General features: G+C 65.2%; 12 protein-coding genes. 4 read left to right on the forward strand and 8 right to left on the reverse strand.

What is annotated here, in order from left to right; genetic code table 11:
- Positions 1 to 27 precede the first annotated feature (27 nt).
- Positions 28 to 867 (reverse strand): 5-dehydro-4-deoxy-D-glucuronate isomerase, encoded by an 840-nt coding sequence (kduI, locus tag AC0KVN_RS08230; protein WP_017500956.1) that lies wholly within the window; start codon positions 865 to 867, stop codon positions 28 to 30.
- Between the two features lie 66 nt (positions 868 to 933).
- Positions 934 to 1983, reverse strand: a complete 1050-nt coding sequence (locus tag AC0KVN_RS08235; protein WP_435566634.1) for a LacI family DNA-binding transcriptional regulator — start codon at positions 1981 to 1983, stop codon at positions 934 to 936.
- Positions 1984 to 2103: 120 nt separating this feature from the next.
- On the opposite strand from AC0KVN_RS08235, the gene AC0KVN_RS08240 reads away from it, so the two are divergent.
- Positions 2104 to 2901, forward strand: a complete 798-nt coding sequence (locus tag AC0KVN_RS08240; RefSeq protein ID WP_435566635.1) for a 2-keto-4-pentenoate hydratase — start codon at positions 2104 to 2106, stop codon at positions 2899 to 2901.
- Between the two features lie 31 nt (positions 2902 to 2932).
- Entirely contained in the window at positions 2933 to 4210 is a 1278-nt protein-coding gene (locus AC0KVN_RS08245) for an MFS transporter (RefSeq protein ID WP_435566636.1), read from the forward strand.
- A gap of 66 nt (positions 4211 to 4276) precedes the next feature.
- Here the strand turns inward: AC0KVN_RS08245 and AC0KVN_RS08250 are convergent, their stop codons facing one another.
- On the reverse strand, positions 4277 to 5143 hold the full coding sequence (locus tag AC0KVN_RS08250; RefSeq protein WP_278987882.1) for an SDR family NAD(P)-dependent oxidoreductase: 867 nt from the start codon (positions 5141 to 5143) through the stop codon (positions 4277 to 4279).
- 282 nt (positions 5144 to 5425) lie between these two features.
- Here AC0KVN_RS08250 and AC0KVN_RS08255 point away from each other — a divergent pair, with 282 nt between their 5' ends.
- Positions 5426 to 6202, forward strand: coding sequence for a sulfite exporter TauE/SafE family protein (locus tag AC0KVN_RS08255; RefSeq protein WP_048938866.1), 777 nt, complete (start codon positions 5426 to 5428; stop codon positions 6200 to 6202).
- A 10-nt stretch (positions 6203 to 6212) separates the two neighbouring features.
- Here AC0KVN_RS08255 and AC0KVN_RS08260 read toward each other — a convergent pair whose 3' ends face one another.
- A complete protein-coding gene (locus tag AC0KVN_RS08260; protein WP_435566637.1) occupies positions 6213 to 7019 on the reverse strand; it encodes a LytTR family DNA-binding domain-containing protein in 807 nt (268 codons plus the stop codon).
- Positions 7020 to 7341: 322 nt separating this feature from the next.
- Positions 7342 to 8919, reverse strand: a complete 1578-nt coding sequence (locus tag AC0KVN_RS08265) for a glycosyl hydrolase family 79 N-terminal domain-containing protein (protein ID WP_435566638.1) — start codon at positions 8917 to 8919, stop codon at positions 7342 to 7344.
- 282 nt (positions 8920 to 9201) lie between these two features.
- Here AC0KVN_RS08265 and AC0KVN_RS08270 point away from each other — a divergent pair, with 282 nt between their 5' ends.
- Entirely contained in the window at positions 9202 to 9339 is a 138-nt protein-coding gene (locus tag AC0KVN_RS08270) for a hypothetical protein (protein ID WP_004207766.1), read from the forward strand.
- Between the two features lie 45 nt (positions 9340 to 9384).
- On the opposite strand, the gene AC0KVN_RS08275 is transcribed toward AC0KVN_RS08270, so the two are convergent.
- The 3 genes from AC0KVN_RS08275 to cydB form a co-directional block, all read right to left on the reverse strand.
- Entirely contained in the window at positions 9385 to 10080 is a 696-nt protein-coding gene (locus tag AC0KVN_RS08275) for a carboxymuconolactone decarboxylase family protein (RefSeq protein WP_435566639.1), read from the reverse strand.
- A gap of 83 nt (positions 10081 to 10163) precedes the next feature.
- On the reverse strand, positions 10164 to 10265 hold the full coding sequence (gene cydX, locus AC0KVN_RS08280; RefSeq protein WP_004207768.1) for a cytochrome bd-I oxidase subunit CydX: 102 nt from the start codon (positions 10263 to 10265) through the stop codon (positions 10164 to 10166).
- Positions 10266 to 10276: 11 nt separating this feature from the next.
- The gene (cydB, locus tag AC0KVN_RS08285; RefSeq protein WP_048938870.1) at positions 10277 to 11422 is read right to left on the reverse strand and encodes a cytochrome d ubiquinol oxidase subunit II; all 1146 of its coding nucleotides are present in this window, start codon (positions 11420 to 11422) and stop codon (positions 10277 to 10279) included.
- Between the last annotated feature and the right edge of the window lie 22 nt (positions 11423 to 11444).

The following is an 11444-nucleotide window of genomic DNA, read 5'->3' on the forward strand; positions in this document are numbered from 1 at the left end:
GGCGTAACAGCCTCTCCCCCTTCTGGCTTAGGCCAGCTGGCAGATGTCCAGCACGTTCATGTCGGTATAGTCCTGGTTCTCGCCAGCCATCGCCCAGATGAAGGCATAGGCCTTGGTGCCCGATCCCATATGGATCGACCAGGGCGGCGAGATCACCGCTTCCTCATTGGCCATGACGATGTGACGCATCGCGTCGCCCTCACCCATATAATGGAAGACGCGGTCGGCATCGCCATCCAGCTCGAAATAGAAGTAGATTTCGCTGCGGCGCTCATGGATGTGCGGGGGCATGGTGTTCCACACCGAACCGGGCTTGAGCACGGTCAGGCCCATGACCAGCTGCGCGCTGTCGCAGATGCCGGGGATGACGAGCTGGAAGATGGTGCGTTCGTTGGATTCCTCCAGGCTGCCGCGCTCCAGCGCATTGGCGTCGGCGATGCCGAGCTTGCGGGTGGTGAACGCCTTGTGCGCCGGGCAGGAGGCGAGATAGAAACGCGCGCCGGCGCCGGCGAACTCCACGTCCTTCGCGCCCATCGTCACATAGAGGCAATCCTTGTTGCCGAGCGTGAAGACTTCGCCGTCGACGGTCACGGTGCCTTCCACGCCCGAGACATTGACGATCGCCAGTTCGCGCCGCTCCAGGAAGGGATGGCCCGCCGCCGAAGCCGGCTCGGTCTGTGCCGGCAGCTTCACCGGCGCATCGGCCACCGCCACGCCGCCGATCACGAAACGCTCGGCATGGGTGTAGTTCAGCACGCATTCGCCGTCACGGAACAGCCCGCCGATCAGATAGCGATCCCGCAGTTCCTCGTTCGACACGCACTCCATCATGTCGGGGTGGGTCGCATAATAGGTCTTGTCGAACATGATATCCTCACCCGTTTGTCTGAAATTTCTCCCTTGGGAAGCAAATTTGGAAACCGGTGTCAACCTTCAGGATGCGAGCGGCGCCACAGAACTGCGCCGGATCAGCGTCGAACTGAACAGCGACGGCTCGCTGACCTCCGCCTCCTCGCCGATGGCGGTGCCGATCAGCTTGAGCGCGGCGGCCCGCCCCATGGCCGCGATCGGCCAACGCACCGTGGTCAGCGGCGGCCAGACGCGGGTGGTGAGCGGCGTATCGTCGAAGCCGATGATCGACAATTGTTCCGGCACCTCAATCCCGCGCAGCCGCGCGGCATAGAGGACGCCGGCCGCCATCTCGTCATTGCTGGCAAAGATCGCGGTGGGCGGCGAAGTCAGGTCGAACAGGTTTTCGGAAGCAGAAACCCCTGATTCAAAAGTATATTGCCCGTCCGCAACCAGACTGCGCGGCAGGCTGATGCCGGCTTCCGCCAGCGCCATTTCAAAGCCCTCGCGCCGTTCCTTGGCCGAGCGGAAGCCATGCGGCCCGGCGATCAGGCCGATCCGCCGATGCCCTTGCGCAATCAGATAGCGCACCGCATCGGCCACCGCATCGCGGTCGTTGGAGGCGACCATATGTTCAGGATCGTCGAGCAGGGCCGAACCCATGCGCACATAGCGACAGCCGGCATCATCGAACAGCTTGGAAAGACTGTCATTTTCGGAGAGCGGCGGCAGCACGACGACGCCGAACAGGCGCTGGCGCGTCACGAAATTATGGATATCCTCCATCACCATCGCCGCGCCCCTGTCCACCGGGCGTACCACCAGCTCGAACTCGGTGCCGTGCAGCGCTTCCAATATCCCCTTCTGCATGCTCAGCACCATCTGGGCATTGGGATTGTCGTAGATCAGGCCGATCAGGAAATTGCGCCCCAGCGCCAGCGCGCGAGCCTGCGGATTGGGGACATAGCCGGTCTGGCGGATGATTTCCTCCACCTTGCCGCGGGTTTCCTGGTTCAGCAGCGGCGATCGGTTGATGACGCGGCTGACCGTCTTCTTCGACACGCCGGCCATGCGGGCAATGTCGTTGATCGTCAGCTTGGCGGTGGCGCCCTCATCCCTGGGTGTCTTTGTCATGGCCCTTTTATAGCGCGCTTATGGCCCGCAACCAGCGCAATATGCGTCGCTCGGCAAATCTATTGACACCGGTTACTCTTGCAGGCATCCCGAGAGGAAGAACCAGCCGAGAGGATCATCGTGACCGCCGCTTCCCCTGCCGCCATTGCGCGCGCCTTCGTCACCGCCCGACAGCAGGCGACGGGCTTTTCCGACTATCCCGGCCCGATCCCGCCCAGCCTGGCCGACGGCTATGCAATCCAGGCGGAGGCAATAGCGCTGGTCGATGCGCCGGTCGGCGGTTGGAAGGTCGGCCGCGTGCCCGCCCCGCTGGTCGAGCGTTTCGGCGCCGATCGGCTGGCCGGGCCGATCTTCACCCCGACCATCCATGCCCTGACACCCGATGCCACCGGGCTGGTCTTTGCCCAGGGCTTTGGCGCGGCGGAGGCGGAATTCCTGCTGCGCATCGGACAGGCGCCCGACCCCGCGCAGACCAGCTTCACCCTGGAGGAAGCCGCCGCGCTGGTCGACGCCGTGCATATCGGCCTGGAAATCGCCAGTTCGCCTTTCACCGGCATCAACGAGCATGGTCCGGCCGTCACCGTTTCGGATTTCGGCAATAATAACGGCCTGTTGATCGGCGCGGCCGTGCCGGACTGGCAGAGCCTGACCTTCGCCGAGATCGACATCAGCCTGAGCATCGATGGCGTCGTCGCCGGCACCGGCCGCGCGGTCAGTTTCCCCGACGGGCCGATCGGCTCCGTGCGTTTCCTGCTCGAAAATCTCGCCGCGCGCGGCATAAGGCTGCAACCGGGCGCATGGATATCGACAGGCGCCGTCACCGGCGTGCATGAAGTGCGCGTCGGGCAGACGGTGGTTGCGGACTTCGGACCGCTCGGCACCACACACTGCGTCATCCGCCCCCAAGCGGCCGCCTGACAAGGCCGCAGGGCAAGAGGAGAGGAAGAGAATGAACGAGGCCGTCGCCGGAGCAACCCAGAGGGTCGGGCGCTATCGCTGGGTGGTCGTCGGGCTGTTGTTCGCCGCCACCGCGATCAACTATGTCGACCGGCAGATGATCGGCGTGCTGAAGCCCACTTTGGCGGCCGAGATGCACTGGTCGGAAACCGACTATGCCAATATCGTCTTCTGGTTCCAGGCGGCCTATGCAATCGGCTATCTGGGCTTTGGCCGGCTGGTCGACGCGATCGGCGCGCGGCTGGGCTATACCGTCGCGATCATCATCTGGACGATCGCCCATGTCGCCCATGGCGGCGTGCATAGCGTGACCCAGTTCGCCTTCGCCCGCTTCGGCCTGGGCGTCGGCGAATCCGGCAATTTCCCCGCCGGCATCAAGGCGGTGGCCGAATGGTTCCCGCAGAAGGAACGGGCCTTCGCGATCGGCCTGTTCAACGCCGGTGCCAATGTCGGCGCGATCATCACGCCGCTGCTGGTGCCATGGCTGACCATCCAATATGGCTGGCGCTTCGCCTTCATCGCGACCGGCATATTCGGCGTCGTCTGGCTTGCCGCCTGGCTGATCTTCTATCGCCGGCCGCAGGAGCATCCGCGCGTCGGCGCCGCCGAACTTGCCTATATCCAGCAGGATCCGGCCGATCCGGTCACGCCGATCGGCTGGCGCCGGCTGATCAGCGTCAAGGAGTGCTGGGCCTATGCCATCGGCAAATTCTGCATCGACCCGATCTGGTGGTTCTTCCTCTTCTGGCTACCGGGCTATCTGGGCGAGCGCTACGGCCTCGACCTCATCAGCTTCGGCCCGCCGCTGGTCGCCATCTATCTGCTGTCAGACCTTGGCAGCGTGGCCGGAGGCTGGCTGTCGGGACGGCTGATGAAGGCCGGGCACAGCGTCAACGCCGCGCGCAAGCTGACCATGCTGGTCTGTGCCGCTGCAGTGACTCCGGTCTTCTTTGCCCAGTCGATCGACAATCTGTGGGTCGCGGTGCTGGTGATCGGCATCGCCACCGCCGCGCACCAGGCCTTTTCCGCCAATCTCTACACCCTGCCGTCGGACATGTTCCCACGCGCGGCGGTCGGATCGGTGGTCGGCATCGGCGGCACGGCCGGCGCGATCGGCGGCATGCTGATGGCGAAATATGCCGGCTATATCCTCGACAGCATCGGCAGCTATGCGCCGCTCTTCGCCGTCGCAGGCAGCGCCTATTTCATCGCCCTGCTGGCGATCCACCTGCTTTCGCCGCGCCTGGCGCAGGTGAAGGTGCCGGAATAAGTTCCCTGGGGGAGGGACTGCCCCGGACCGGCGATGGGGATTGCCGGTCCGGGGCGCCTTGCTTTCTCAGCGGCCATGCGCCGCGATCAGCTTTTCGCTTTCCTGCCAGAAGCGATCGACGATCGCTGCATCCTCGACCAGCGTGTTGGGCGTGCGCGGTGCGCGGCGATACCAATAGCCGCCATTGCTGGCCGCCCCTTCGGGGGCAGTCGCCAGCCAGACCAGCGTATCCGCTCCCTCCACCTCGCTCGCCTTGTCGAGCCCGCGCGAGCGCGCCTGCGTATCGGCCGGCGCATGCGAAAAGAAGTTCGAGTCGACCGCGCCGGGATGGACCGCATGGGCGACGATCCCCTCCCCCGCCAGCCGATCGGCCAGCGCGCGGGCGAACAGCACATTGGCGAGCTTGCCGGTGCAATAGGCCATGCCGGGGCTGAACCGTTCCAGATTCTGCATGTCGTCCAGGTTGATCGACGGGATCATCTCGCTGGCGTCGGAGGCGGTGTTGAGGATGCGCACCGCGCCCGCCGGCTGATCCTGCGCCGCCTTGCGCAACAGCGGCAACAGGCGCTGGGTCAGCAGGAACGGCCCCAGATGATTGCCGGCGAAATTCGCCTCCAGCCCCTCGTCCGTCATCACCAGCTTATCGGTCATGCCGCCGGCATTGTTGAACAGCAGGTCGACCCGGTCGGTCAGCGCGGCGATATCCTGGGTCAGTTGGGCGGCGCCGCCCAGCAGCGACAGGTCGGCGCGCAACATGGTGACGGGCGCGCCGGCAGCCTCCGCCGCTATCTCAGCCTCTGCAGCCGCCAGCCGCTCGGGATCGCGACCGGTGCCGATCACCCGCCAGCCCTGCCGCGCCATGGCCTTGGCGATCGCCTTGCCGATGCCCGAACTCGCGCCCGTCACCACCGCCACCCGTGCCCGTTCCACCATATCCTGCTCCTGTCGCTTATCCCGGCACGCTAGGCGTTCAGATGCAGGCCAGACAGCCGCGGGAGCGATATGTGGCGCGCGCCGTCCATAGCAAAGCTATCACCCCCCTCAAGCAAGGGGCGGGTTTCACCCCGCCATGGCGTCCGCTATGTCCCACCGCGAAACATAAGGGGGACGCAGGGATATGGATCGAGTGCAGGGACTTGCATGGGCAGCGCAAACGCCCTTAGGTGACGCCATGATGGGTCGCACCGCCTGTCGTCATGCACCGCAGGAGCGGCCGTGACGATCAATCCGCTCTATTCCCTGACGGGCTTCATCGTCGGCACGCTGGTCGGGCTGACCGGCGTTGGCGGCGGATCGCTGATGACGCCGATCCTGGTGCTGCTGTTCAATTTCCACCCGGCTGCGGCCGTCGGCACCGATCTTCTCTATGCCTGCGTCACCAAGAGCGTGGGCAGCCTGGTTCATGGCTGGAAGCGGTCGGTCGACTGGGCGATCGTCGGCTGGCTGGCGCTGGGGTCGATGCCGGCCGCGATCGGCGCGCTGATGGCGCTCAAGGCAATGGGGCCGCCGTCGGCCGCCGTGGTCGATCCGATCAAGGTCACGCTGGGGGTAATGCTGTTTCTCACCGGCCTGGTGCTGCTGTTCCGCGATCGGATCACGGCCTGGTCGCGCACCCATGGCCAGGATCGCAGCCCCGCCACCACCCGCAACCTCACCATATTGCTGGGCGTGATCGTAGGCGTGGCGGTGACCATCACCTCGGTCGGGGCCGGCGCGATCGGCGCGACGGCGCTGCTGATCCTCTATCCACGCACGCCGCTCGCCCGGATCGTCGGCAGCGACGTCGCCCATGCCGTGCCGCTGACGCTGGTGGCCGGCATCGGCCATTGGTGGCTGGGCACGGTCGACATGTCGCTGCTGGCATCGCTGCTGATCGGGTCGATCCCCGGCATCATCGTCGGCAGCCTGCTCGCCTCGCATGTGCGCGAAGCGGTGCTGCGCACGATCCTGGCGACGATCCTTATCATCGTCGCGCTGAACCTGATTCTCTGACCCGCGCGCGTCAGTCCGACAGGAAACCGGACTGACGCAGGGGATCAAGGGAATCGCGCGCGATCGGCGCGGACAGACCGTTGGTCAGCCGGATTTCCCGGCCCTTGCTCACGCTTGCTCCGTCGGCAAGCGCCGCCTTGGCAACCCACCAGCTGCGATGGGTCTGTGCGCCGGGCACATCATCCATCTCCGCAATGGCGTCGCGCAGCCGCATCAGGATCAGTTCGCTGCCATGCGGTCCATGGATGCGGACATAATGATCCTCGCTCTCCAGGGCGATTATGGGACCAGTGAAAGCCGGACTGAGACGCTGATGAAGGCGAACCTGCTTTCCCGCCATCGGCGTGAGCGGCGGCGCACCATCGGTCGATGGCGACACGAAGGGTGAGGCCGGTCCCATATGATCGTCATAATAGCGCAGCAGATGCGCGTCCGCCCGCTCCGCCCACCAGGCGACGGTCATCACCAGCAGGCAACAGAGCAAGGTGAAGGGCAAAAGGCCGGCATAGCCGCCCAGCAGTCGCACCTCGTCCCGCCCGACCAGCCGCCAGATCAGCGCCATGGGAAAGCTGGAGGCGACCATGCCCCAGAAGACCAGCGACCCGCGCGGCAACCGCGTCGCCCGCGCAATCGCCCGCCAGGCGATCAGCGTCGGCCGCGCGAGGATATAGGCGCCCATCAGCATGATCCACCAACGCCCGGCACGCAGCAGGAAGTCGCCCGACAAATAGGTGCCAAAGGGGCCAAGAAAGCCGACCACCGCCGCAACCGGCAGCATCGCCCAGAGTTCGAGCAGCACACGGCGGAGACGTTTCACGCAATCCCCCTCTCCATTCGCGAAACGCGAACCGCGAAGGGCCCGGTTTTCCGCGCTTTTTCTTCTGTTCTCCCTGCGTGACGAAAAGCCGCTTGCCCGTCAATCGTGGGCTGCCATCGCTCCCTCTCATACCGGCGGGCCGATGAATGGATCATCCGCACCGACCGGCCAAGGAGACCGACCATGACCGATTTTCTGAGCACCAAGGGCGCGATCGCCATCATGTGCTGCGCCATCATCGCCCATATGGGCGCCTTTGCCCTGGCCCTGGCCTGATGCGCCGGACAGCCCCTTCCCGGCCCGCCCGGCGCCGTATCAGGCGTCAGGGACAGGCCGGGTTGCGGGCATCGGAATAGGCGAGATAGCTGATGCTCGCCGCTGGTAGCGACTGCATGCCTTGCGCGGCGACGCCCTTGAGATTGGGCAAGACCCCGTCCTGCCCCACCGCCAGCGTCCGGCCGTTGAGCTTCACGCTGCCCGCGTCCAGATTGTCGGCGGTCAGGGTGTAGCGGGTCGCCTTGCCGGCCAGCGACAGGCTGGCGGGATTGGCGGTATCGAGATTGATCGCGACCAGCGCGACGCCGCCCGGTGTGCCGCGCAGACACTGGCTGTAGAGATGCAGCTTGCCCGCGTTCTGGCCCGTATCCAGCACGACATTGCCCATCAGCCGCGCCCATAGGACCGCCGCCCAATAGCTCGGGCGCGGCATCATTGTAGCCTCATCGATCAGCGCATAGTCGCTGGCCGCCAGCGTATTGTGGAAGACCACGGTCGCGCCCTGCTTCGCCTGCCGCCCCAACTGATCGACATAGCGGAAACTGTCGCGCCAGGTCGCTGCCCAGGCGTCGCCGCCGCAGGCCGCCTGCGCCGTTTCCGTGATCCAGATATCGGTGCCGGGCGCGAAACGCTGCTGCCGTTCCTTGTAATAGGTCGCCGTGCTGTCGGCGCGCGCCAGCCAGTCCTCGTCCAGCGCCTGGTCCGGGCTGATCCCCGCGCTCTTGTCCATCGCGGCGCAGCGTTTCGAGACGGTGCCGTAGAAATGATAGGAGAAGATATCGACCCTGGCCCGAGGCTCGGCGCTCATCAGTGCGTCGGTCGGCACCACGCCGATATTGCGCGGCATGATGACGAAGCCGGCCTCGCCCGTGCTGCCCGGCCCGACGATCTTCATCTGCGGCGCATCGGCATCGCGGAACGCGCGAAAGACGGCCATGTCGCGGGCGAAGGCCACCGCATCATAGCCCTTTGGCAAGCCGACCATAGACCCCGCATTGGGTTCGTTGATGAGTTCGGCGGCGTAGATATGGCCGCCCAACTTCTTGGTATAGGCGTTGAGCCGGCGCGCCTGATCGGGATCCCACAGGCCCGACGCATCGCGCGCGCCGTCGCTTACCGGAAAGGACACGACCAGCTTGCCGCCGACGGTCTTCACGAAGTCGACGACGCCGGCCCATTGGGCACGGGTCAGGACGCTCTGATAGCCCCTGGGCGGCGTGGCGGGCGGCGGCGTATCGCTGTCATGGAAATAGACCGCATTGGCCCAGCCGCCACTCACGCGCACATAGGTCGGCCCGAGCGCGCGGGCGAGGTTGCGCAGCCGCGTGTCGCCGGTCAGGTCGATCGGCTCGCGCTTGCGGAACATGACGGCGGCGATATCGACGCCGCCGCTGCCGCCGGCTGCCGGCTGGGGCCGCGCCTCGCCCGGCTTGGGATAGGGCGCCCAGAAGCGGCCGCCTACCACCTCCACCATCTCGACATTATAGGCCTGATACTGGTCATCGACCTGCGCAACCTGAGCAAAGCGGCCCGGGTCGGCGGGAGGCGTGGCCGCGCCCAGCAGCACGCCCGTCATCGCCAGCAGGGACAGGCTTCCCACCATCAACATGCGGCCCTTCGTCACGGCATCCTCCCTCGATTTTGCGGGAGGCTAACCCGGCGCCTGCGGCACCACAAGTTGGCATGACCAATTTGGACAAACCAATCACAGCGGCGATGCACCCAAACCATGCCAATTTTGCGATTTTCCTTAGGAACAAAAGGGGCACTTGTGAATTTGCATTTCAAGGCCGCAATAATATCCAATCCGACAAAATATCCCGAAAATAGACGATCCCCGTACTATTCCCGAGGTTCGTTCAGCGTGATTTTGGATAGAATGAAAAGGAACAGGGAGTATCCAGCCATGAAGCCAATTCGTAGCGCTAGCAGCCCCCAAGCCCGCGTCGCCTTCACGCCGACCAGCAAGAAGGCCGGCCAGTGGGTCCAGACCCCGCACGGCTTCGTCAGGGTGGACAGTCCCGCCCCGAAACATGCCGAGTGAAAGGATCGGCTGAACCGGCCAACTGAACCGACCTGACGGCCGGGCCTATCGGGCGGACAGCCCCTTGTTGCCGCCGTGCAGGCGCAGCTTGAGGCTGTTCTGATAATAGGCCACGGCCTGATATTGGCCGATCAGGACCGTCAGTTCGATCAATTGCGCCTCGTCCAGACGCGCAGCCAGCACGGCCCAGGTCGCGTCGGCGATCATGGCATCGCCATGCAGTTCCTCGACGGCGCGCAGGATCGCCCGGTCATGGTCGTTCCAGCCCGGATCGACCGAACCGGTCACGATGCGCTCCACCTCTTCCCGAGCGATGCCGGCATGGCGCGCGATCATCACATGCTCGCCCCATTCATAAGGCGCCTGACAGAGCCAGGCGACGCGCAGGATCGCCAGTTCCCGATCGCGTGCGGAAAGCTTGCCCTGCGTCAGCAGCGTGACGCCGACATCCGTCTGGCGGGCAAACAGCGCGGGATGGCGCATCATGGTACGGATGATTTCGGGCAGGCGCGCCAACACAGCGGACATGTCACCCTGCCCCTGTGCTTGCGCATCGGTCACGTCGGTCAGCAGGTCCGCTTCGCGCGCGTCGATGCTCTGGTTGATGGCAATCATCTGCCGGATCAGCGGGTCGAGATCGGCGCTATATTCGTCGATGCTCAGCGCTTCGATGCGGGGCGCATCGCCCAATATCTGGGCATGACGGCGCGCGATGCGGGCGGTTGCAGCCTCTTCGTCCATGCCCTTCCCCTGCGTTCTTCTGGCCGCGATGGGGTGGCGCGACGCCCCGGCTGTGTCAAACCGCCGGGGCGCTATCTGTCAGTTCAATATTCGCCGGGTTCCGAATGGAACTCGTGCCAGACGCCATTGAGGATGCCGAAGCCGACAGCCAGGCCCACGCCCAATATCCAGGCAAAATACCACATAGGTCGGATCCTTAGTAAAAGTCGGGGTTGAGGCGGATTTCGCGGTCGGTCACCCGGCCGAACATCACCTTGTAGGCCCAGGCCGTGTAGGCCAGCACGATCGGCAGGAAGATGACGGTGCAGATCAGCATGGTGAACAAGGTGCCGTGGCTGGACGAGGCATTCCATGCGGTCAGGCTGGAACCCGGATCGATCGAGCTGGGCAGGATGAAGGGGAACATCGACAGGCCGACGGTGCTGATGATGCCGACATTGGCGATCGACGAGCCGGCAAAGACCAACGTGTCGCGCCGGCCACGAATGCCCAGCAGTGCCAGCACCGGCCCCGCAAAGCCCAGGATCGGCGCCAGCAGCATCCAGGGATGCGCCGCATAATTGTCGAGCCAGGCGCCCGCCGCCGCGACCGCGCCGCCCAGATGCGGGTTGGACGGGCCATTGGGATCGATCACGCCATCGACGCGATAGCCCATGCCGCTCCAGGCGACGAACAGACCGCCGATGGCGAACAGCAGGATCGACAGGATCGCCGCGCCCTGACCATAAAGGCGCACGCGCTGCAGCACCGGCCCCTGCGTCTTGAGGCTGAGCCAGCCGGCGCCATGCAGCACCAGCATCGCGACCGACAGCAGACCGGTCAGCAAAGTGAAGGGCGTGAACAGGCCCAGCAGCGATCCTTCATAGAACATGCGCAGGTCGCCATCGAGGCGGAAGGGTGCGCCCACCAGCACATTGCCGACCGCGACGCCGAAGACCAAAGCGGGCACCAGGCCGCCGACGAACAGCGCCCAGTCCCAGCCGGCCCGCCAGCGGGCATCCGGCTTCTTCGAGCGATATTTGAAGCCGACGGGCCGCAGGATCAGCGCCGACAGCACCAGGAACATCGCGAGATAGAAGCCGGAAAAGCTGACGGCATAAACGAAGGGCCAGGCGGCAAAGATGGCGCCGCCGCCCAGGATGAACCAGACCTGATTCCCTTCCCAGGTGGCGCCGACGCTGTTGATGATCATGCGCCGTTCCTCGTCGGTCCGGCCGGCAAAGGGCAGCAAGGCCGCCGATCCCAGGTCAAAGCCGTCGGTAAGGGCGAAGCCGATCAGCAGCACGCCCAGCAGCAGCCACCAGATGACGCGCAGCGTTTCATAATCGAGCGGAATGGTCATTGTCCTAACTCCGGTTGGCGGG

It is taken from the genome of Sphingobium sp. SG1, from assembly GCF_057063145.1.